Raw genomic sequence first — 20,088 nt, forward strand, 5'->3', positions numbered from 1 at the left:
ATGCGATTTAGTGTTTTAGCTAGCGGCAGTACAGGCAATGCCATTTATGTCGAAACGGATGAACATGCCTTTTTAGTGGATGTAGGCTTGAGCGGAAAAAAGATGGAGCAGCTCTTTGCAAAAATTGGTCGCGACATGAAAAATTTATCAGGGATTTTAGTGACACATGAACATAGTGACCATATTAAAGGCCTTGGTGTAGTCGCAAGAAAATATAAGCTGCCGATTTATGCAAACGAGAAAACTTGGAGAGCGATGGAAGAGCATGTTGGCAATATTCCACTTGAGCAGCGCTTTTTGTTTAACATGGAGTCGGTACAATCCTTTGGTTCTTTAGATATTGAATCCTTTGCTGTATCGCATGATGCGGTTGATCCGATGTTTTACGTATTTCATGAGAATGGACGGAAATTAGTAATCATCACGGACACAGGGTATGTGAGTGATCGAATGAAAGGAATTATACGCGGTGCAGATGCATTCGTATTTGAAAGCAATCATGATATTAATATGCTTCAAATGGGGAAATATCCTTGGTCTATTAAACGTCGCATATTAAGCGATGTTGGACATGTCTCCAATGAAGATGCTGCTGTAGCCATCAGCGAAGTGGTTGAAGCAAAACCTACCCATGTTTATTTATCTCATTTAAGCAAGGAAAACAACATGAAAGAACTTGCTCGCATGACAGTAAAGCAAATATTAGAGTCCTATGGCATTAAAGAAGGGGAATTTTTGCATTTACATGATACCGATGCAGAAGAACCAACAGTACTTGTGACGGTGTAAAATTGGATTTAATGAGAACTTTGTATGTTATACAGAGTTCTTTTTTAATTAAATAAAATGCAAATATTGTTAAAAATTGAATACGACGTTCATACTGGAATTATGAATTTTTAATTTGGTTTTATTGCATTTTAATGTAATTTTAATGTTTGGCTTGTATCATAAATGACGATGAAAGAAAGAAAGGAGAAGGGTCATGAGTTTTTATCAAAATGATGATCATCGGAATGAATCAGATAAGGATTTTTCATACTCTCCTTTACAAGAACAATTAAGACGAGAAGAAGAGGAATATAAGAAACGGCAAAATAAAAAAAGACAAGGGGTTTTAGGCTATTTTTTTAGCGGATTTGTGGGAGTCATTGTAGGAGCATTATTAGTTTGGTTATTGCTCCCCTCTATGGTAGACCAATTGCCAAGTAGTACAATTAATACTCATCACACTCCAACAATTACGCAAACGGCTACAGAAGTGACAACAGATGTTACAAAGGCAGTGGAAAAAGTATCAAAAGCGGTCGTAGGGATTACAAACATTCAAGAAGTGTCGGACTTCTGGACGCGTCAATCTAGAGAGACTGAAGCTGGTAGCGGTTCAGGGGTGATCTATAAGGTTGATGGAAATAAAGCCTATATTGTCACGAATTATCACGTTGTCGAAAATGCCAAACAATTAGAAGTAACTTTGGCTGATGGAACGAAAGAAAATGCAGAACTGATTGGTAGCGATATTTGGACAGACTTAGCGGTTGTCTCCATTCCAAGCAAAAATGTTGAAGCCGTTGCAGAGTTTGGCGATTCCGATGTGTTAAAACAAGGAGAGACAGTCATTGCCATTGGTAACCCTCTAGGATTAGACTTTTACGGTTCGGTTACAACAGGAGTCATTTCAGGAAAAGAGCGTTCCGTACCTGTCGATTTGAATGGTGATGGTTATGTCGACTGGGAAACAGAAGTATTGCAAACAGATGCAGCCATCAACCCGGGAAATAGTGGAGGCGCATTAGTGAACATTGCTGGTGAATTAGTTGGAATTAACTCAATGAAAATTGCAGAGTCAACGGTGGAAGGATTAGGTTTCTCAATCCCGATTAATACAGTCATTCCAATCATTGAAGAACTTGAGCAACATGGCGAAGTAAAAAGACCGACGATGGGAATTGGTTTATTAGATTTAACGGACGTACCAGCATTCTATCAAAAACAAACATTAAAATTACCTGAAGAAGTCACAACGGGTGTTGTGGTGACAGAAGTGGTGCCAGGTTCTCCTGCTGACCGTGCAGGTGTAGAGCAATATGATGTCATTGTAGAAATGGATGGGCAAAAAATTGAAAACTCCATCGACTTACGTCAACATTTATATAACGAAACGGAAATTGGTGACACATTGAAGATGAAAGTATATCGCGCAGGAAAAATGATAGAGTTGCAATTAAAATTAACTGAGGGCAGTCAGTTATAATATTGTGGATAAATGAAAGTTATCAACATGATTTTTCCACAAAAGAGTAGGGAAAAGAAAGTCTTTTATTTCCTACTCTTTTTTTGTTTGTTAAAATGTTTTGTGGATAAAATAAGAAAAATGTGAATATCTTGTGGAAAATATAGTTCAGAAGGAGAGAGTTGGGCATGAAAAAATTTTGCTGTGAAATGCACGTAAATCATGCTTTAGATGTCATTGTCGCTGAAACAAAAGAATATCCGGTTTTAGAGAAAGTGGACGAGGATAAAGATCTATCCACAAAGTGCGAGTACTGCGAAAAAGAAGCAGAATATATTGTATCAAGAAAATAGCTTTACACAAAATATTGATTGTGATTGTGGATATGTGTAAAACTTTTGTGGATAACTTGTTTATAAATAGTTTATAGATGTGGATTGCTTGTGAATTTCTAAAATTTATGATTAGTTGAATAAATTTATGCAGGACTGACGATTAGTGTGGACAAATTTAAGACAGAGTTAGGTGGAAAATATGAATATCTCGATTATTTCAGTTGGTAAGTTAAAAGAAAAGTATTTAAAAATGGGCATTGATGAATATGTAAAGCGCCTTTCGAGTTACGCGAAAGTCGATTTAATTGAGGTAGCGGATGAAAAAGCGCCTGAACAGTTGAGCGAAGCAGAAATGGAGATTGTGAAAAAGAAGGAAGGCGAGCGGATTTTAGCAAAAATTCCGGATGGAACGTTCGTTTATGCGCTCGCCATTGATGGCAAAATGAAATCATCGGAAGAGTTAGCAGAGGGATTAGAGAAACAGATGACTTATGGCTCAAGCAAAATCGCGTTTGTAATAGGCGGATCCCTCGGTTTACATAAAGAGGTATTAAATCGTGCAAATGAAAAACTTAGTTTCGGCCGCATGACTTTTCCCCATCAACTAATGCGGCTTGTCTTATTGGAACAAATCTACCGAAGTTTCAGGATCATGAAGGGAGAACCGTATCATAAATAGTTAGGTGTATACTAGAAATCATGATGAACTGAATAAAAGGTAATTAAAAAATATGTGAAAAGACGAAGTGAAAGATATTATTTACCATTTAAGATTACTTAATATAAAGATAAAAAAAGTGCAAATCGAATAGCGATTTGCACTTTTCTTTGGCTCATCAACTGCTATTTACTAACGCAGTTTCGGCCTTTTTTCTTAGCTCTATAAAGAGCCTTATCGGCACCTTTAATAACCTCTTGGGGATCTTTGAACTTACTATTTTTTTCACAGACACCAATACTGATCGTAACGAATAATTGGCTCGTAGTATTCCCACGCTTTGATTTGGAAGTTTGAGATTTTGACGGCTTTCTAGTGTAAGTGTAACCTGTTTTCGACACCTGTTCACGTAAGTTTTCTAAATGTGGAATTACATCCTCTATCGTTTTACCTGGGAATAGAATTGTGAATTCTTCCCCACCATAACGAAAGGCTTTTCCTCCACCTGTCACCTTTATTAACTGAGATGCTACTAATTTTAGAACATCGTCTCCAACGTCATGGCCGTATTTATCATTGAACTTTTTGAAAAAATCAATATCAATCATTGCAATAACATATCTATTGCCCAGTTTCATTAAGTTTTCCCTAAGGGCGCGGCGAGAAGGAATGCCCGTAAGTTCATCAAGATATGCCATAGAGTAGGAGTCTTGAATAATACCTACAATTAGCATGAAGCCTGCCGCACTTAAAAATATAGAAAAAGATAATTGATCATTAATGAAAAAGAGAGCTGCAAAAATAGAAATCATCACACCGGCTAACCGTACCTCAAAAGCATTTTTTTTCACATAGGCTTTTATGATGAAAAATAACAGTGTGATTAAGTATATTAACAATGCTGTCTGATTCATAAATGCCTTCTCTATTGGAAGTTTCACGAATTGGTAATTCAATAATTTATGTATTGTCGGATGATTAGAAATGACTATTTTATAAATAACAAACAGCTCGATAAGTATAAATAAGATACGAATTTTCCCCCATAAAGAGAATATGCCTCTTTCCTTGAAGTGCGAAATAATAACAATATTAAGAGGGATTAGCAAGCACATCAATGGATAAAGTATTTGCGAATAGGTTTGTACAGTTATAGATAACTCCGAATAATAGCGTAAAATTAAGTCAAAAAGAATAAGCAGTAAAATAATCAGAAATACTCTACCTTGATTAAAACGAATACATAAGATGATTCCTAAGCCAAAAATAACATATGGAGAATATTCAATAACAAATAGTATAGGAGGAGTAAACGAAGGGATGTTTTTAATTAAAAAGTAACATCCTAAAAGAATTAAAATATAAATAATAGATGAATAAATAGACTTAAAAGTAATTTTCACTTATGTTGAACCACCTTTAATTATGCACTACAAATATTTAAAGTTGTTTAATCTCATAGACTATACAATTATTAGTTTCGGTTATTTAAACGGAAACTTTAACTTTGGAGGATTGTTATCAAAGAATAAGAAATTAGATGCTAAAGTGTATGTAAAAAAGAAAAGCATGAGAGTTAAAGTTCTCATGCTTTATATTTGAGAGGGGTTAAGCATTTATTGAAGTTGTTATTAGTTGCACTATTCTTTACCCGTTACGAGCGGACAACTTGGGTCAGCTGCCCATTCGTTCATCGAGCCGTCATAGATTGCGACGTTTTCTTGTCCAAGCTTGTTTAAAATTAAAGCAGTCCATGTAGCAGCTATTCCACCACCACAATAAGTAATAACAGATTTATCTGAATCTAGTGCACCAGTCTTTGAAAAGATTTCAGTAAGCTTCTCATCGTCCCAAAGTAGGCGTGTTTCGGGGTTTGAAAGGCTACCGAAAAAGACGTTTTTGCTTGTTGGAATATGACCTTTACGTGGGTAGGTGTTTGTTTCGCCATAAAAATCTGCTGGAGAAAGACTATTAATTAATACGACAGAATCATTGTCAATTGCTTCACGTACTTGTTCTTTATTTACAACTAGCTTAGGGCGACGTGAAAAGTTGAACTTGCCTCTTGGATAACTCGTTTTTTCTGTAGTTGTTGGATAGCCGTCAAGCTTCCATTTTACAAGCCCACCATCTAAAATTGCCACATTATCAAAGCCTTCGTATTTTAGTTGCCAACGTAAACGTGATGCCCAATAGGAAGCAATTACATCCGCATTAGCAAGTGCTCCACGATCATAAATTACAACGTATGTGTCTTCACCAACACCAAGCTTTTCGATTTCCTCTACAAATTGCTCACGGCTTGGAATTGTCATTGGAAATGGGGCATTACGATCTGAAAAGTTATTTAACATATCTGCAAACACAGCACCAGGAATATGTTCTTCATTAAATGCGTCCTGTCCAGACCATAAGCTAGGTGTTTCACCATCTTTGTTTGGGATACTTAAAAATGTTGTAGCATCTAGCAGTCTTAAATTTGGATCATCAAGACGTTCATATAGCCAAGCACTATCAACAATAAGTGGTACAGTTGTCATAATACCCATCATCCACCTTTCCTATTAATTTACTTGGTTTTAATGTATCAAAAAAAGACTGGAAAAACAATATAAGATTTTGATTATTCAAATAAAACCGAAAAATGTTGAGAAAGCTTATCGATATCAATCCTAAAAAACCACCTAAAACGCTGGTAGGACAACGTTCTAGGTGGTTTTAAGTTTAATCGTCATTTTTAAGAAAAGATACTCAGCTTCTCTTATTAATAGACTTTTTTAGTTAGTTCCCTATTTGATTAATCCTCTCTCTCTACAAAAAACGTCACTAAAACAAACAGTAAAAATGCTAGTAATAGAAGCGTTCCACCAATGATAAATACTACCATGACAAAAGTGTCGTTTAGGTTAAATGGATTTAAGTTGTACATCCACATACCAAACGTTAAGCCAAAAGCACCGAGCATGGATAAAATCGCATGTACTGATACTAACTTTTTATATTTTACACGGTATACTTTATAGAAGATTCCCCATGCAAAAACTGATAGCCAGCAAACAAGTAACATGTGTGCGTGAATAGGGCGCAATGAATAATCCATGCTGCCTGACATTTTTGATCCTAAAAATACACCCAATAAACCGAAAATCGCCGCAAAGCGAATTAAACGAATACTCCATTTTTGTTCCATTATTCAAATCCTCCTATGATTGTGTATGAATCTGTTCTACAGGTTGGAACAGATAACCCCCTATCAATGAAATTTTATTGTAAACGTAGTTCCCGTATTAGCTTTACTATCAATAGAAATAGCGCTGCCAAGTACAAATTGATCGAGGTATATTTTATTTACGCTGTGGGATAGCATGCATATCACCACCTTATGTTGATTATAAACATATATTGAAAAAAAACGCAGTTAAAAAGCCCAGGTAAACCGTATCCATAAGTAAATGAGGTTGTTGATTCATATCCTAAAATTTTATGAAGCCACACAAGTCAGCTCCATTTTTATATTCCAGAAATACTGAAATTAGATCTAAAGAAATTCTTTCAGCTCAAAAGCTGCTTTCACATAGTTGACCAAATCCATGATGGTCAAACCGCATAAAAAATAACCTTCTTAAAAATAAAAAAGAGACATTAAATAAATTGCTTTCATCAAATTATTTATGATATGATGAATGAAAATAAAAATATTCATTCGAAGGTGAATTAGTATTATGAAGGATAAAAAAATGGAAATATTTCATTGTGGTAAAGAAATTTTTAAAGAGAAAGGGTTTAAGGAAACGAACATTTCGGATATTACAAAAAAGGCTGGAATAGGAGTGGGTACTTTTTATAACTACTATTCTTCAAAAGAGGAACTGTTTCTAGATATCTATATTAACGAAAATAAAATAGAAAAAAATAAAATTTTAGAATCCCTTGATATAAATAAAGACCCTGTTACATTGGTTAAGGAATTTATGACCAAAACCTTTGAAGCCATGCATTCCAATAAAATACTAAAAGAATGGTATAACAGGGATGTATTTAATAAATTAGAAAAGGCATTTGAGAAAAATCCACAAGCAGATAATGAATCTATGCGTAATTTTTTCGTAGATTTATTAAAACAGTGGAAAGCAGACGGAAAAATAAGAGATGATATAAGTGATGAACTGTTAGCTGCATTTTTCGATTCTTTAGCCTATATTGATTCTCATAAAGAAGATATTGGAATTCAGCATTTTCCAGATATCATGCTGTATCTTGTGGAATTTATCATGAAAGGCTTAACTGATAAGGGGGGAAACGAATGAAATTTTCTTCCATCCCCTAAAATGAACGAATTTATAAATATTCATTCACAAAAACCAATAAAGCTGTTTTAAATATTAAGGAGGCTACTATTATGAGACGTAAAATTGAAATTTGGATAAACATATTGGGGGTTTTGTTGAGCATTGTTATGGTAGGGACTGGAGTAGTATTCTTATACCTCACGAAAAGTGATCGGTTTCTACAATATTTAGAAGCTGGTTGGAGTGAAAGCGAAAATGCATATACACTAGAACAATTAAGTCAAGCGGGTACGATGTTTATTTTGCCAGGTATAATTGGTATTTTAATTGGACTTTTAGCTATTTTTCTAGTTAAGAGAAACTATAGTCCAAAAGTTATTGGATGGAGCTTAATTATCGTAACGGTTATTATTACCGTTATTTCCTTATTCAGTGCTATTCCGGGTATGTTTTACATCCTTGCAGGTGCTTTAGCATTAAGCAGAAAGCCTATTAAAAATGTGACAAGTTAAAATGCTATATGAAAGGTTGGAATCTAAAAATGTACAGCAATGAATGGATGGTTACATTCGAAACGTACATGGTAATGAAAGAGGCTTCCCTACAGAGTCATTGAACTTGATGGTTTTAGTAGACCTAATTCATAATAACACGCTTTAGGTCAAAGTTCTTGGCTCTCAAGCAAATCTAACACCCATTAAAGAAGATTATATTTTTAATAAAAGGAACCTTTGATTTGATTGAATTTGAAAGAAGTAATGAGAATGAAATAGTTGAAGTAAATATAAAGGGCATACATTAAAAAAGTGAAGGAGTGAAATCATTGAGCCATTTATATACTTTCATGGTAGGAATTCATATTTTAGGTGCAATTGTGGGTATTGGGCCAACGCTATTTGTTTACCGAATGTTAAAGGCATGTGAAAATAGCGATGAGTTAGTAGTAACTCATAAAATGATTGCAAAACTTAATGCTCTATCTAGTATCGGTTTCGGATTATTATTTATTTCTGGTCTAGTAATGGGCTTTTTAAATAGGGCATTATTTCAATCAGCTTGGTATCTGTTAGCAATTGCTTTAATGGTCATTTTAGCGGTATATAGTTCAATTTTTATCGAACCTAAAATGAAATCGATGTTGAAAATATCAATGGAAAATAAAGGTAAACATATACCGGTAGAATATACAGAATTGTTAAGAAAAATATCTGTAAGTAATATAGTTGAAAAATCTTTAATCGTAATGATTCTTGTTTTAATGGTATTTAAACCTTTTTAATGGATTTTGCATTTAAATCACTAAACCACAATTTTATTGTGGTTTTTTGTTTTGATTATAACAGGACTTGTATGTTCAACTAAACGACCTTATGGTGGAGTAGGAATTGTAAAGTATACACGAGGCCCCTTTTCCAAAGTTCCCAAACTCGTCGATTTTAGCTATATTCGGAAATCTTCCTTAAATCTCCAAATATTCGCCTCAAAAAATTTAGGATAGGCATGCTTATGAAATGTACTATTTCAAAACTTAAACATTTGAAGAATAATTGGAGCTCCTTTTGGTGGCAGGTCTTTCGTTTTTAACTTAATCATACCGCATTGGACTTCGTAATTTTCTTTAGGTTGTAGCACACCATTAATAAATAAATTCATATAGGAGACGGTACTTGGGTCAATGATTTTCTGATTTTTTCCTTTCGTAAAGCCATCTTGATCTCTAAAAATTCTTGATTTTCCGTTTGAATTTGTATAGTACTCAAAAACTTCAACCTTTTTTGGAAGGTGAAAGGAAAACTCTGTCGGTGGTAAATGAGGGATTTTTAAAAATGGCTTAGGTAAGTTATTAGCACACTTTTTATTTTCCATCATTCCGCTCCTTCCAATTAATTACTAATAGTTTCTACTATAATATGCCCAAGTACACAAAAAATTTCTCCATACAATAAAATGAAATTAGCTTCAAGGAGGAAAATGGATGGCATTAGAAATTTTAAAGCTTGCAATTAATGCCGCTACAACTGTACTTACTAATCCAGATGTACAAAAATTTTTTTATGTAGTAGATACTCCTGTAACTGGGCCATCTACTTTAACAATTAACGCAGAAGATTTCATGGATGATACTGGAGCAACAGGTGTTACACTTCCAGCATTATTAGATGAGAATAGTTATTTAATTGTTTATGTAAACGGTGTACAAGTAATGCAAGATTTAGTGACATATAATCCAGGTGGAACTGGTACAGGATCACTTGTCATTACTGTTCCTGAAGATTCAGATATTATTGCAAATTCACCAGTAGTTCTTGTGGTAACTAACTTCGCTCCAACAGCTCAAACTACTATTAATACTTAAGAAGTTGTATAATGAAGATTATCTGAAAATAAAGCACCTCTTTAGATTAGAAGTGGTGCTTTGTTAGTTAGAATAAAAGCCCCTTTTCTCGCATCATTCATTTTAAGAGAAAAGGGGCTTTTATAGATGAATAAGAATTTTGTGAGTCTTCGGCACGAAAATGTTTTTTTATGAAAAAAGTAGGTAATAACTATTTAGTATCGATAGGAGGTTTTTGTAGGGAGGGATTATTGTGAAAGAACATTTTACTAATGTCGTATTTATTATTTCGAGTGCATTTATTTTGTTATGCGTCTTGGTGGGGATTATTGCGCCCAATGCATTTGAAAACATATCAAATTCCATTTTTTCATTAACTACCGAATTTTTCGGATGGTTTTACTTAGTATCTGTTTTGATTATTGTAATCTTTTTAATTGGATTAGCTTTTTCAAAATATGGAAGAATTCGAATTGGTGGAAAGAATGCACGGCCAGAGTTCAAATTTTTCACATGGATCGCTATGTTATTTTCAGCTGGTTTGGGTATTGGGTTAGTGTTCTGGGGTGTGGCAGAACCAATGAGTCATTTTTTTACGACACCCTTTAAAGATGTGGAACCGTTAACGCCAGAAGCGGCAAGACTTGCGATGGGATATTCATTTTTTCATTGGGGTATCAGTCAATGGTCAGTGTTTGCCATAATGGGGCTTGTGATGGCCTTTATGCAATTTAATCGTAAAAAAAATCTCTTAATGTCCACGGCATTAGAACCAATTACAGGAACAAATCCTGCTGTTAAAAATACGATTGATATTTTAGCGGTTATCGCCACAGTGATGGGCGTTGCTACTTCCATTGGCTTAGGAGCGCTCCAAGCAAATGGCGGATTGAGTGCGGCTTTTGGTGTACCAGTGAATATTTGGGTTCAAGTCATCGTTATTGTGATTATGTTTATCGGCTATATGGCCTCAAGTACAACGGGTCTTCACAAAGGAATCAAGATTATGAGTAACGTAAATATGGGCTTAGCGCTTTTATTACTCGCTTTTGTTTTTGTAACAGGTCCGACGGTATTTATTTTAGAAACATTTATATTAGCAATTAGCGACTATATTACCCATTTTATTGAATATAGTTTACGACTGCAGCCATATGCGGGCGGTACGTGGGTAAAAGATTGGACTATTTTCTATTGGGCATGGGCCATCGCATGGTCTCCATTTGTTGGATCGTTCGTTGCACGTGTATCAAAAGGACGAACAATTCGTGAATTTATTGTTGGCGTATTAATTATGCCACCGCTTGTATCATGTTTTTGGATTGCCACTTTTGGCGGCACGGCGATATATTTTGATTTAAATAAAGGAACCGATATCGCGGGGGCAGTTAATACAGATTTAACCGTTGCGTTGTTCCAAATGTTGGATCAGTTGCCGTTAACATTTATTGCTTCGTTAATTGGTATTGCACTCATCTTTATCTTTTTAATTACGTCTGCAGACTCGGCTACCTTCATAATGGCGAGTATGACGTCAAACGGGACACCAAATCCAACAATGTTTTTAAAAATTGTTTGGGGTATTTTAATGGCAGCCATTGCAAGTGTGCTTCTCTTTACGGATGGTTTAAATACGCTTCAAACAGCTTCACTTATTTCTGCATTGCCATTTACAGTTGTCGTGTTGATGCTGATTGCATCGTTAGCAAAAATGTTAAGAACAGAGCGGATTCCTATTACAAAAAAAGAGATTCGCCGAATGAAATATATCCAAGCACAAATCGAAAAGGAAGAGCAAGGGAAATAGAGATGTATGAATATATGTTTGAAAACATCTTTATCCAAATGGAGGAAGGTGTTCATAGTTGTATAAGCAGCAATAAAAAACTACACCATCTAAAAATAGAGGTGTAGTTGAATATTTTCTTTAAAAATCAAAGTTGTCCGGATCTGGTCCTACTCTCAGATTTTGATTGAGTTCGTTAATTCTTTCCATCTCTTCTCTAGTTAATTCAAAGTCAAATACATTTGAATTTTCGATAATTCGATGTTCTCTAATTGATTTTGGAATAGTTACTACTCCGTTTTGTAAGTCCCATCGAATGATTACCTGGGCAATTGATTTGTTATGTTTATTCGCAATTTCTTGTAAGATTGGATTATCTAATAATTGCCCTTGCATTAAAGGGGACCATGCTTCTAATTGAATTCCGTTTTGATGACAAAAGGCTTTTAAATCGATTTGTGTTAATCGAGGATGATATTCAACTTGATTAACCATAGGTTTTATTTCAGCATCTTTCATTAAATCCTCAAGGTGGTGAATTTGGAAATTACTTACTCCGATTGCTCGAACTCTACCTTCTTTATAAAGGGTCTCCAATGCTTTCCAAGCTTCTTTATATTTACCTTTCACAGGCCAGTGGATTAGATATAAATCTAAATATTCAAGACCAAGTTTCTTTAAACTTTTTTCATATGCGGCAATAGTTGATTCGTAGCCTAAGTCAGAATTCCACACTTTTGATGTAATGAATAGATCTTCTCTTGGAATGTTTAATTCTTCTATCCCTTCACGAATGGCTTGCCCAACGCCTTCTTCATTATTATAAATAGCGGCTGTATCAATACTGCGGTAACCATTTTTTATTGCCGATTTAACAGCATTTACTAATTCTGGACCTTCTTCTACTTTAAATACACCAATTCCAAGCCAAGGCATTTTTACACCATTATACAAAGTAGTTGTATCTTGTAAATTAGTAATCAACGTTATGACCTCCAATGTTCTATATTCAGGATTTATCAATCGGTTTATGACTTGAGAAAAATTTTAAGAGACCACCCCCTTTACTCCGATTTTATTTCGATCTTTACTCTCAAAAGATAGGCAGTAACCAGAAAGAATGGCTGCTATTATCACCATAAGCGCTCCCATCCAAGAGGTGTGAATAAGACCTATAGTGTCTGTAATAATACCCCCTAAATAGGCACCTATTGCAATTCCAGCGTTAAATGAAGCAATATTGATTGCTGAGGCTACATCCACCCCAGTTGGTACGAATCTTTCGGCTAAAATTACTACATACACTTGTAGACCAGGTACATTCATAAAAGCTAGAAGCCCCATTAAGAAAATGGTAATTAATCCTAATGATTTATATGGCGCGGTAAATAAAAGACTAAATAAAATGACTGCCTGTACAATAAACATATAAAATAATGCCTTAATTGGATTGCGATTAGATAATTTTCCGCCAATCATGTTGCCAATAGCGATAGCAATACCATATCCAAGAAGAATCAAGGCAACTGTTCCTTCTTGAAAACCTGTTATATTCTGTAGAATTGGAGACAAATAAGTAAAGACTACAAAGGTACCTCCATAACCTAAGGCTGTAATGATAAGCAATAATAGTAAGCGACCATTCGTTAATAATTTGAATTGATCATGAAACGTTGTACGAGTTCCTTTTGGTAAAGAGGATGGAATTAACAAACTGTTTGCAATAAGGGCTATTACTCCAATGACCACAATAATGAAAAAGGCAATTCTCCAGCCGAATTGTTGTCCTATAAACGTTCCGATTGGTACTCCTGTAATAGTGGCAACAGTGAGTCCAGAAAACATAATGGATATGGCGCTAGCCCTTCTTTCTTCTGATACTAAATTTGCTGCTATTGTAGAACCAATGGACATAAAGACTCCATGTGAGAAGGCAGAAAGGACACGGGCAATAAGTAAAACACTAATATTTGTTGCAAATGCAGCAATACTGTTCCCAATGATGAATATGAACATAATCAAAAGTAATAATAGCTTTCGTGACATACTAGTAGTTAGGGATGTTAGAATTGGAGCTCCAAATGTCACTCCTAAAGCATATAAAGAAACGGTTAATCCTGCTGTTGTAACCGATATTTCCAAATCTTCGGCTATTAGCGGTAAGAGACCTACACTAATAAATTCTGTTGTTCCTATTGCAAATGCACTAATAGCTAAAGCTAATAATGCTAATATACTTTGATGATTACTTAAAGGCATTTAATTTCCTCCCAAAAATTGACTTTCTAATAAATAGACACTTTTGGCTTAAATGATTGACCAAAAATCTACGTAGATTATTTGGATAATGCTATTATGAATAATAGAAAACAAAAGGGAAATTACGTACTTTAAAGTGCCATAGATACTTATTAGTGATATAGTTACTTTTTGGTACCTATTGAATAGGGGGAAGGATTATTGAAGAATAAAAAATATAATATATCAGTGGAAGCAACGTTAGAAGTGATAGGCGGAAAGTGGAAATGTGTCATCTTATGCCATTTAATTCGCGGTAAGAAACGTCCAAGCGAATTAAAGCGTCTAATGCCAGATATAACACAGAAAATGTTAACTCAACAATTACGCGAATTGGAGCAAGATGGAGTTATTAAACGAATTGTTTATCATCAAGTTCCTCCGAAGGTTGAGTATGAATTAAGTGAATATGGTTGGAGTTTGAAAGGGATTCTAGATGCTCTATGTACTTGGGGGGAAAAACATATCGTCAAAGTGTATGGTAGTACAGATGGAGTTTTGGAAGAGAACATTTTAAATGAACACTTAAAATAAATTGAATTAGAGTGTAAGTATTATTTTCTGTCTTCAATTAAGCTAAACAAAGGAAAAGTTTATTCTTAACAAAATTTAGCATCAGAATATCAATAAATTCAAATATTAGTAACAAACTCCAAATTCGGAAACCATTCATTATAAAAAATCCCAACTTTAAACGTATGAAAACCTCCTTTGAAACAAATGATAAAAATACAATTCAAATACCAATGAATTGTAAATGGAGAATAAAGGAGGTATGTTGCATGAGAACGTTGCAAAGAATAGCTTTAGTATTAGCAATTATCGGAGCTATTAATTGGGGACTTATTGGATTTTTTAATTTTGATTTAGTCGCGACATTATTTGGAGGACAAGATACAGCCTTATCACGTATTATCTACAGTCTAGTTGGTTTAAGCGGACTATTTTGTTTAACACTCTTGTTTCAACCATGGGAAGATATGGAGCGACAAGAAACGGTTCGTCCTAGAAGCCAACAAAACAATATTAATTACGGAACGGAATTTGGAGAAGAAGCTGATTTCACTTCTGTAGAAGAAAAAAACAAGCGAAATGAATAAAATACTTTTAAGAAAGTGCAGCACTTTACGTAATCATCTCAAGAGTGCAGCACTTTTTTTGTTGCTTTTACATTAAGAAGAAAATTTTGGATTATTATAAAATTTGAAACTCCGTAGACAATAGCACATTTTCGTCAAATATTGCATATATTGCAATGGATTCGTAAAAAGGGGTGTTGAAATATGAGTGGAAACTGGAAACTCAGTGATCCGTATGTATTTGAGTCGTTAAAAGGCCTTCTAAATCGATCCATTGCTGTTCAAACAGTTCGCGGCAGTGTACGTGGGGAATTGAAAACCGTGATGCCAGATCATATTGTTATTCATATGGGTGGATCGCCATTTTTTGTTCGAACTGAACAAATTATTTGGATTCAACCATTATGAATGCATAGGTCAAGCTCCGTCCATCATAAGATAGAAACGGTTAAAAATTATGGATGGAGGCTTAATCGCTTATGATGAAACGAGTGAATAAAATTCTGATAGACTTACCAATTCCGGAACATGGTGATATGAATGCCGCTGCAGCTGTTCAAGAATTACTTGGTGGTAAGTTCGGTGAAATGTCTACGCTAAACAATTACATGTTCCAATCCTTTAATTTCCGCGGCAAAAAAAAGCTTAAACCTTTTTATGACTTAGTGGCAAGTATTACAGCAGAAGAATTTGGTCATGTGGAGTTAGTGGCGAATACTATCAACCTGCTCTCCATTGGCAACACAGTTCCAACTGGTCCTGATACCGCTCCACTCCAAAACGGAAAAGACGCACGTTATTCCCTCCACTTTACGACGACTGCTCAAACTGCTTATCCAGGAGATTCAATGGGTAGACCATGGAATGGTGAATACGTTACAAATTCCGGTAACCTCGTAGCTGATTTACTTTTCAATTATTTATTAGAGATTGGTGCCAGAACTCATAAAATGAGGGTTTACGAGATGACAACTCACCCGACTGCCTTAACGATGATTGGATACTTACTCGTTAGAGGTGGCACACACATTATTGCTTATGCAAAAGCAATCGAAATGGCAACAGGAGTAGATGTTGGAAAAATGCTCCCAGTACCAAGTCTTGATAATAACAAATTTGATTATGCAAGACCATTTATGGAACAGGGATTATATAATGTATTGTATACATGGGGAGAAGAAGATTATCGCGATATTAATCAAATTTGGAAAGGGAAGAATCCTGAAACGGGCGAACAGTTGAGAGTGATTCACGGAATGCCAGAAGGAGCACCGGTACCAGATTTTCCTGAACTTCCAGAAGAATTTGCTCCTGGAATTGACCGGGATGATTATTTACGGATTTTAAAAAGACTGCAAAGCAACTTGTAATAAGTTTGGGAAAAAATTTGCCGTCCCACATTTAACAAGATGTGGAACGGCATTTTTATTTTAATTTTGCTTCTTTGTTGTAAAATCAGGAATAAGCCAATAAATAAGCAATCCAGCAATTGTTGCATAAGCGATCCCGTTTGCATATCCAATACCGATAATAAAGATAACTGCCACAATAATTAAGTTTTTCATGTTCGTCATATCCACTTTTTCTTCGATCATGTGGCGTATTCCCATCCCAGCAATCATACCAAATAACAAGATACAAATACCACCCATAACAGCAACAGGAATAGATTGAATTGCAGCCCCTACTTTTCCGAATAAACCTAATAAGATGGCAATGACACCCGCACCTTGAATAATTCTGCTAGAGAATTGACGAGTAATTGCTAATACGCCAAGGTTTTCTGCATAAGTTGTTTGTGCAGGACCTCCAATTAAACCAGAGATAAATGTAGCGAGACCGTTTCCCCAAAGAATGCTTGAGAATCCTGGATCCTTCGTTACATCCTTACCTGTAATCTCATTTAATACGAACATATGTCCTAAGTCTTCGATGATTGTAACTAATGCAATAGGTGCCATTCCGAAAATGACAATCCATGTGAATTCAGGCATGACAAAATGAGGAAGAGCAAATACTGGAGCATCTACAATTGGGCTATAATCGACGATTCCACGAATTGCGGCATAAATGTATCCTACTCCTAGGCCAATAATAATTGGCAGTAAACGAACCATTTTATTTCCTGCAAGTGTCGCGATAATTGCGGCAAGGAGGCTGACGATTGCTACATCCCAATTTACACTAGCCATATTTGTAACAGCTGTCGTTGCTAATGCTAACCCAATGATACTCACAACAGGGCCAACAACTACTGGAGGAATTGCTTTCCGGACTTTATCAAAACCAATAAAAGTAATAAGAAGTGCAACAATTCCATAAACAATTGAAACACTAATAAGTCCTGCAACTGCCTCGCCCGGCGAATTCAATTCCCCTACATACAATGCTAAAGGCGCAATGAAAGCGAAAGACGATCCTAAATAAGTAGGAACTTTTCCACGCGTAATCAAATGGAATATTAAAGTCCCTAAACCACTAGCAACAAGTGCACTTCCTGGATCTAATCCGGTGAGTGCTGGAACTAAAATCGTCGCACCGAACATAGCAAACAAATGCTGCAAAGACAATGGAATCGCTTTCAAAAAGTTTTTCAAACAAGTGTCCCTCCTTAATAAATGGTATTTCTGTCATGAAATTTTTAGAATATGAATTTTAAATTTTCACTATTGAAATAAGACAAATTAATGAAGGATATAGTGATGAAGAATAAAATTGTACATAAGTTGGGAGAGTAATGAACGACTTAAAAGAAAAGGAGGCACCCTTTGCCTTTTATTAGGTACTCACAAAATCAGTTTGTAGAGAATCGAAAAGGCATGCAAACAAATGAAGTTTGCATGCCTTTATTGATGCGTACTAAATTTTTATAATGATTTCCTACTAATATTAGATTCATTAATATTTTTAAAAGCGTTGATGATAAAAAGGAGATTGCCTAATAAAAATGCACCGCCGCCAAGATATGTGAAAATATGTGCTGTATCGAGCATACCAGGGACTTGAACTAAAAAGGCGCTGAGTAGGAAAACCGGGACCCCTAATTGATGAAGCCAAAAGTGTGTTTTACCTAATGAATTGATTGCAGCTCTTGGATAAAGGCTATAGATAACTCCGAAAATAGCCGTTGTTGCAAAACCAACTAAGTTTACATGTGCATGAGCAGAACCCCATTGAAGTTTAAGCGTCATCGACATAAATAATCCTACACAAATTCCAAAAATCAAGTAAAGAACTGCAAGCTTAATCCAAATGGATCCCCTCATGTATACACTCCTTGTTGTCATTATTCCATGCTCCTACTAACGTCGCCATTTCCTTTTACTTAAAGCTTGTTGTTCCTCCTTTTTCCTTTGCTTATTTCATCATAATACGATTTTTTATGAATTATGAATGGATTGATGAATTTGATTTCATTAAAGTGAAGAAGCCCACTTTTAGCATAAATGTCCAGTTAAAATTCAATTTGCGGCAGACATCACTACTGCTTCAAAAGGATTTAATTACAAGTAATATCAATAGAAATTATAAAATAAGCCATTGCTATTGGAATATCAGTTTTCATCCCATCATTTTACATATTAGGGAAGAATCTAGTAAAATTAATGTTTATAATTATTACATAGGCAAGTCTATGAAGGGGTTTTATAAGAAATGAAACAATACTATGCTTTCTTAAAAGTGATTGAAAGAGGGAGCTTCACAAAAGCAGCGGCAGAACTTGGTTATACTCAGTCTGCTATCAGTCAGATGATTCAAGCTCTTGAAGAAGAAATGGGGACAACGTTGATATACCGTTCAAGAAAAGGCATTACATTAACGCCGGATGGAGAGGAATTTTTGCCTTTTATTACGAGAGTTGCAAATTCTCATGCAGAACTGATTGAAAAAGCGAAGGAAATGCAAGGATTAGCAAACGGGCATATTCGAATTGGAACTTTTACAAGCGTTTCAAGCAATTGGTTGCCAAGTTTAATGCAAGATTTTAAACACCTTTACCCATCCGTGCAATTTCACCTGCAACAAGGAGAATATACAAGTATCGTCAAATATATTAAAGAAGGCAGTGTGGATTTCGGGTTTGTCAATCCTGATGCGGCAGAAGACTTAGAAACAGTTGTTTTAAAGCAGGATAATATGGTCGCAATCTTACCAGAAAATCATCCTCTTGCGAACGATTCAACAGTCACATTAGAAGATTTAGCAAAGGAACCGTTTATATTACTTGAAGAAGGAGAACTAAATGAACCGCTAAATGCTTTTAAGAAAAAAGGATTGCACCCTAATATTCAATATAGAGTAATTGATGATTATACAATAATGTCAATGGTCGAAAGTGGACTCGGCGTTTCAATTCTATCGGAAATGGTGATGAAAAAAGTTCGTTACCGATTTGTCATAAAAGAAGTGGACCCTCCGATAATTCGAACAATTGGCATTGCTTATAAAAATAAAAAAACGTTGCCAATTGCTAGTCGTTATTTTATCGATTTCATCATTCGAAAACTGTCTTAAAAGGTTTGTAACCTTTTTGAAAGGAAGAGTCTGAATGAAACAACTGTATATAAAACAAAAGTTTTTTAGCTTAACTGATAAATTTACGATCAAAGATGAACATGAGAATGATGTGTACTATGAAAAGGGAGCTTCTTAAAAATTCCAAAAACCTTTTCAATTTATAATATGGAGGGGCAACAAGTAGCCCTTATTACAAAAAAGTATTTGGTGTATTGCAAAAATTTACTGTTGAAGTTGGAAGGCAGCACGTCATAACAATCATAAAGGAATTTACCTTTTTTAAATCGCGCTATACGATAGATTCAGCTGGAATAGAAGTACGTGGTAATTGGTGGGATATGGATTTTCAAGTATTCCAACATGGTGAAAAAATAGGTCAAGTAAGCAAAGAATGGTTTTCTTGGGGAGACAGTTATAAAGCACAAATCTTAAAAGAAGAGGTGGAAACCATCATTATTGCTCTTGTAATTGCCATTGATTGTGTGAAGGAAGATCAAAGAATTGCGTCTGCCACAAGTTCAGTTTGATAAAAAAAGAGGTTGGGACATAAGTATTTT

At 35.1% G+C, this 20,088-nt stretch carries 22 protein-coding genes and 1 pseudogene; 15 read left to right on the plus strand and 8 right to left on the minus strand.

Features of this window, described 5'->3' with window-relative positions; all coding sequences use genetic code 11:
• The 4 genes from NST00_RS03065 to rlmH all read left to right on the plus strand — a co-directional run bounded on the left by NST00_RS03065 (nucleotide 1) and on the right by rlmH (nucleotide 3,247).
• Nucleotides 1-789: an MBL fold metallo-hydrolase gene (locus NST00_RS03065; RefSeq protein ID WP_016838903.1), complete on the plus strand. Its 789-nt coding sequence runs from the start codon at nucleotides 1-3 to the stop codon at nucleotides 787-789.
• A gap of 196 nt (nucleotides 790-985) precedes the next feature.
• Nucleotides 986-2,254: a S1C family serine protease gene (locus tag NST00_RS03070; RefSeq protein ID WP_016838902.1), complete on the plus strand. Its 1,269-nt coding sequence runs from the start codon at nucleotides 986-988 to the stop codon at nucleotides 2,252-2,254.
• 167 nt (nucleotides 2,255-2,421) lie between these two features.
• Nucleotides 2,422-2,586 carry a CxxH/CxxC protein gene (locus tag NST00_RS03075; RefSeq protein WP_016838901.1) on the plus strand — a complete coding sequence of 55 codons (165 nt, stop codon included), beginning with the start codon at nucleotides 2,422-2,424 and terminating at the stop codon, nucleotides 2,584-2,586.
• Nucleotides 2,587-2,767: 181 nt separating this feature from the next.
• Nucleotides 2,768-3,247 (plus strand): 23S rRNA (pseudouridine(1915)-N(3))-methyltransferase RlmH, encoded by a 480-nt coding sequence (gene rlmH, locus NST00_RS03080; protein ID WP_016838900.1) that lies wholly within the window; start codon nucleotides 2,768-2,770, stop codon nucleotides 3,245-3,247.
• A gap of 164 nt (nucleotides 3,248-3,411) precedes the next feature.
• Here the strand turns inward: rlmH and NST00_RS03085 are convergent, their stop codons facing one another.
• From NST00_RS03085 to NST00_RS03095, 3 genes are all read right to left on the minus strand, one after another.
• A complete protein-coding gene (locus NST00_RS03085; RefSeq protein WP_016838899.1) occupies nucleotides 3,412-4,629 on the minus strand; it encodes a GGDEF domain-containing protein in 1,218 nt (405 codons plus the stop codon).
• Between the two features lie 237 nt (nucleotides 4,630-4,866).
• Nucleotides 4,867-5,775, minus strand: a complete 909-nt coding sequence (locus tag NST00_RS03090) for a sulfurtransferase (protein WP_339289619.1) — start codon at nucleotides 5,773-5,775, stop codon at nucleotides 4,867-4,869.
• A gap of 248 nt (nucleotides 5,776-6,023) precedes the next feature.
• A complete protein-coding gene (locus NST00_RS03095; RefSeq protein ID WP_016838897.1) occupies nucleotides 6,024-6,416 on the minus strand; it encodes a hypothetical protein in 393 nt (130 codons plus the stop codon).
• Between the two features lie 532 nt (nucleotides 6,417-6,948).
• Between NST00_RS03095 and NST00_RS03100 the strand changes: the two genes are divergently transcribed.
• The 3 genes from NST00_RS03100 to NST00_RS03110 all read left to right on the plus strand — a co-directional run bounded on the left by NST00_RS03100 (nucleotide 6,949) and on the right by NST00_RS03110 (nucleotide 8,794).
• The gene (locus NST00_RS03100; RefSeq protein WP_016838895.1) at nucleotides 6,949-7,533 is read left to right on the plus strand and encodes a TetR/AcrR family transcriptional regulator; all 585 of its coding nucleotides are present in this window, start codon (nucleotides 6,949-6,951) and stop codon (nucleotides 7,531-7,533) included.
• Nucleotides 7,534-7,625: 92 nt separating this feature from the next.
• Nucleotides 7,626-8,027 carry a DUF4064 domain-containing protein gene (locus tag NST00_RS03105; protein WP_016838894.1) on the plus strand — a complete coding sequence of 134 codons (402 nt, stop codon included), beginning with the start codon at nucleotides 7,626-7,628 and terminating at the stop codon, nucleotides 8,025-8,027.
• Between the two features lie 311 nt (nucleotides 8,028-8,338).
• Nucleotides 8,339-8,794: a DUF2269 family protein gene (locus NST00_RS03110; protein WP_016838893.1), complete on the plus strand. Its 456-nt coding sequence runs from the start codon at nucleotides 8,339-8,341 to the stop codon at nucleotides 8,792-8,794.
• Nucleotides 8,795-9,036: 242 nt separating this feature from the next.
• Here the strand turns inward: NST00_RS03110 and NST00_RS03115 are convergent, their stop codons facing one another.
• Nucleotides 9,037-9,384: a DUF4183 domain-containing protein gene (locus NST00_RS03115; protein ID WP_340709631.1), complete on the minus strand. Its 348-nt coding sequence runs from the start codon at nucleotides 9,382-9,384 to the stop codon at nucleotides 9,037-9,039.
• Between the two features lie 106 nt (nucleotides 9,385-9,490).
• Between NST00_RS03115 and NST00_RS03120 the strand changes: the two genes are divergently transcribed.
• Entirely contained in the window at nucleotides 9,491-9,871 is a 381-nt protein-coding gene (locus tag NST00_RS03120) for a DUF4183 domain-containing protein (protein ID WP_340709632.1), read from the plus strand.
• A gap of 232 nt (nucleotides 9,872-10,103) precedes the next feature.
• Nucleotides 10,104-11,657 (plus strand): BCCT family transporter, encoded by a 1,554-nt coding sequence (locus NST00_RS03125; protein WP_340709633.1) that lies wholly within the window; start codon nucleotides 10,104-10,106, stop codon nucleotides 11,655-11,657.
• A 120-nt stretch (nucleotides 11,658-11,777) separates the two neighbouring features.
• Here NST00_RS03125 and NST00_RS03130 read toward each other — a convergent pair whose 3' ends face one another.
• Together NST00_RS03130 and NST00_RS03135 are read right to left on the minus strand one after the other, a co-directional pair.
• Entirely contained in the window at nucleotides 11,778-12,620 is an 843-nt protein-coding gene (locus NST00_RS03130; RefSeq protein WP_016838889.1) for an aldo/keto reductase, read from the minus strand.
• Nucleotides 12,621-12,683: 63 nt separating this feature from the next.
• Nucleotides 12,684-13,895 (minus strand): MFS transporter, encoded by a 1,212-nt coding sequence (locus NST00_RS03135; protein WP_016838888.1) that lies wholly within the window; start codon nucleotides 13,893-13,895, stop codon nucleotides 12,684-12,686.
• Nucleotides 13,896-14,096: 201 nt separating this feature from the next.
• Between NST00_RS03135 and NST00_RS03140 the strand changes: the two genes are divergently transcribed.
• The 4 genes from NST00_RS03140 (at nucleotide 14,097) to NST00_RS03155 (ending at nucleotide 16,383) form a co-directional block, all read left to right on the plus strand.
• Entirely contained in the window at nucleotides 14,097-14,468 is a 372-nt protein-coding gene (locus tag NST00_RS03140) for a winged helix-turn-helix transcriptional regulator (protein WP_016838887.1), read from the plus strand.
• A gap of 248 nt (nucleotides 14,469-14,716) precedes the next feature.
• Complete coding sequence (locus tag NST00_RS03145) at nucleotides 14,717-15,034, plus strand: DUF378 domain-containing protein (protein ID WP_016838886.1); 318 nt, start codon at nucleotides 14,717-14,719, stop codon at nucleotides 15,032-15,034.
• 183 nt (nucleotides 15,035-15,217) lie between these two features.
• Nucleotides 15,218-15,421: a YuzF family protein gene (locus NST00_RS03150; protein WP_016838885.1), complete on the plus strand. Its 204-nt coding sequence runs from the start codon at nucleotides 15,218-15,220 to the stop codon at nucleotides 15,419-15,421.
• A gap of 71 nt (nucleotides 15,422-15,492) precedes the next feature.
• Complete coding sequence (locus NST00_RS03155) at nucleotides 15,493-16,383, plus strand: manganese catalase family protein (RefSeq protein ID WP_016838884.1); 891 nt, start codon at nucleotides 15,493-15,495, stop codon at nucleotides 16,381-16,383.
• A 60-nt stretch (nucleotides 16,384-16,443) separates the two neighbouring features.
• Here NST00_RS03155 and NST00_RS03160 read toward each other — a convergent pair whose 3' ends face one another.
• Nucleotides 16,444-17,610 carry a uracil-xanthine permease family protein gene (locus NST00_RS03160; RefSeq protein WP_016838883.1) on the minus strand — a complete coding sequence of 389 codons (1,167 nt, stop codon included), beginning with the start codon at nucleotides 17,608-17,610 and terminating at the stop codon, nucleotides 16,444-16,446.
• A gap of 270 nt (nucleotides 17,611-17,880) precedes the next feature.
• Nucleotides 17,881-18,300, minus strand: a complete 420-nt coding sequence (locus tag NST00_RS03165; protein ID WP_157782656.1) for a hypothetical protein — start codon at nucleotides 18,298-18,300, stop codon at nucleotides 17,881-17,883.
• A 367-nt stretch (nucleotides 18,301-18,667) separates the two neighbouring features.
• On the opposite strand from NST00_RS03165, the gene NST00_RS03170 reads away from it, so the two are divergent.
• Nucleotides 18,668-19,528, plus strand: coding sequence for a LysR family transcriptional regulator (locus NST00_RS03170; protein WP_168412413.1), 861 nt, complete (start codon nucleotides 18,668-18,670; stop codon nucleotides 19,526-19,528).
• 34 nt (nucleotides 19,529-19,562) lie between these two features.
• Nucleotides 19,563-20,058: pseudogene (locus NST00_RS03175) on the plus strand (LURP-one-related/scramblase family protein).
• The last annotated feature ends 30 nt before the right edge of the window (nucleotides 20,059-20,088 follow it).

The sequence above is a fragment of the Ureibacillus sp. FSL K6-0165 genome, assembly GCF_038004285.1.
GTDB classification, from domain to species: Bacteria; Bacillota; Bacilli; order Bacillales_A; family Planococcaceae; genus Ureibacillus; species Ureibacillus thermosphaericus.

Excerpts from the sequence above, each read along its gene's own strand:
- NST00_RS03065 (WP_016838903.1), top strand. The coding sequence starts at position 1 with ATGCGATTTAGTGTTTTAGCTAGCGGCAGTACAGGCAATGCCATTTAT.
- NST00_RS03070 (WP_016838902.1), top strand. The coding sequence starts at position 986 with ATGAGTTTTTATCAAAATGATGATCATCGGAATGAATCAGATAAGGAT.
- NST00_RS03075 (WP_016838901.1), top strand. The coding sequence starts at position 2,422 with ATGAAAAAATTTTGCTGTGAAATGCACGTAAATCATGCTTTAGATGTC.
- rlmH (WP_016838900.1), top strand. The coding sequence starts at position 2,768 with ATGAATATCTCGATTATTTCAGTTGGTAAGTTAAAAGAAAAGTATTTA.
- NST00_RS03090 (WP_339289619.1), bottom strand. The coding sequence starts at position 5,775 with ATGGGTATTATGACAACTGTACCACTTATTGTTGATAGTGCTTGGCTA.
- NST00_RS03095 (WP_016838897.1), bottom strand. The coding sequence starts at position 6,416 with ATGGAACAAAAATGGAGTATTCGTTTAATTCGCTTTGCGGCGATTTTC.
- NST00_RS03100 (WP_016838895.1), top strand. The coding sequence starts at position 6,949 with ATGAAGGATAAAAAAATGGAAATATTTCATTGTGGTAAAGAAATTTTT.
- NST00_RS03105 (WP_016838894.1), top strand. The coding sequence starts at position 7,626 with ATGAGACGTAAAATTGAAATTTGGATAAACATATTGGGGGTTTTGTTG.
- NST00_RS03115 (WP_340709631.1), bottom strand. The coding sequence starts at position 9,384 with ATGATGGAAAATAAAAAGTGTGCTAATAACTTACCTAAGCCATTTTTA.
- NST00_RS03120 (WP_340709632.1), top strand. The coding sequence starts at position 9,491 with ATGGCATTAGAAATTTTAAAGCTTGCAATTAATGCCGCTACAACTGTA.
- NST00_RS03135 (WP_016838888.1), bottom strand. The coding sequence starts at position 13,895 with ATGCCTTTAAGTAATCATCAAAGTATATTAGCATTATTAGCTTTAGCT.
- NST00_RS03145 (WP_016838886.1), top strand. The coding sequence starts at position 14,717 with ATGAGAACGTTGCAAAGAATAGCTTTAGTATTAGCAATTATCGGAGCT.
- NST00_RS03150 (WP_016838885.1), top strand. The coding sequence starts at position 15,218 with ATGAGTGGAAACTGGAAACTCAGTGATCCGTATGTATTTGAGTCGTTA.
- NST00_RS03155 (WP_016838884.1), top strand. The coding sequence starts at position 15,493 with ATGATGAAACGAGTGAATAAAATTCTGATAGACTTACCAATTCCGGAA.
- NST00_RS03165 (WP_157782656.1), bottom strand. The coding sequence starts at position 18,300 with ATGACAACAAGGAGTGTATACATGAGGGGATCCATTTGGATTAAGCTT.
- NST00_RS03170 (WP_168412413.1), top strand. The coding sequence starts at position 18,668 with ATGAAACAATACTATGCTTTCTTAAAAGTGATTGAAAGAGGGAGCTTC.